The organism is Vibrio sp. D401a (genome assembly GCF_030248515.1).
GTDB lineage: Bacteria > Pseudomonadota > Gammaproteobacteria > Enterobacterales > Vibrionaceae > Vibrio > Vibrio rotiferianus.
Window position 1 is genome coordinate 1 of record NZ_JAHGAI010000084.1, and the last position, 841, is coordinate 841.

The window sequence follows — 841 nt, forward strand, 5'->3', positions numbered from 1 at the left end:
TAACAAACTGTTCAAGAGGGATTCGCAACGCGTGGCATTTTTACTATGCGTTAAATTTAGTGGTTAAGATGGTATGCGGCGGCTTCTGTATTGCGTTGCTCACCCCTTAACAGGGCGTTATGCCTTTGGAGAAACAATGGAATACAACCTAAGCCCTTCCTTTAAGCACGATAAAATTGAGGCTCCTTCATTTAGTGACTTAGTAGATGTTTTCAAAGACATCTGGCTACATCATCTCTTGAAGCCAGCAAAAATTCTGTTGGATCATCAGCACTGTGAAGTTGCTGCTTTGTCTTTGCTCTCTACTTATTTTGAGTCTATCGAATGTTACATATCGGGAGCGAAAAGTGAGGGAAAGTCTAAAAAATTTTTCATTCAAGGATTTTGTCGAGTGTTTAGCTCTAACCTTAACGGAATTGAAGTCGCTGCAGGTCACTTTTATAAACATGTTCGTTGTGGCTTAGCTCATGACGCAATGTTGAGTCATAAGGTGACTTTCAGCCCGTCATCGGTACATGCAATTTATGCTACTTACCGCAAAGATAATAAAGGAAACCTTATTCTCAATTCTGGTGTTACTTCAATCGTTGTAAATCCTCATTTAATATTTTCAGCGATAAATAATCACTTTCGACAGTACGTTGCTACCTTGCGCCAAGGTGAAGATAAGCAAGTCATGAGTAACTTCGAAAAAACAATAACTAGAGTGCTTGGTGATCAAAGCGAAGAACTTATCATTGGAGTTACCGAAGAAGAGTTTTTAGGGAAGCTGTAAGCACAGGCATAACAAACTGTTCAAGAGGGATTCGCAACGCGTGGCATTTTCACTATGCGTTGATTT

Annotated in this window: 1 protein-coding gene; it reads left to right on the top strand. The window is 39.8% G+C overall.

Annotated features, from left to right (window positions below):
* The first annotated feature begins 136 nt into the window (after positions 1–136).
* The gene (locus KIV41_RS24345; protein ID WP_239923416.1) at positions 137–775 is read left to right on the top strand and encodes a hypothetical protein; all 639 of its coding nucleotides are present in this window, start codon (positions 137–139) and stop codon (positions 773–775) included.
* Positions 776–841 lie beyond the last annotated feature (66 nt).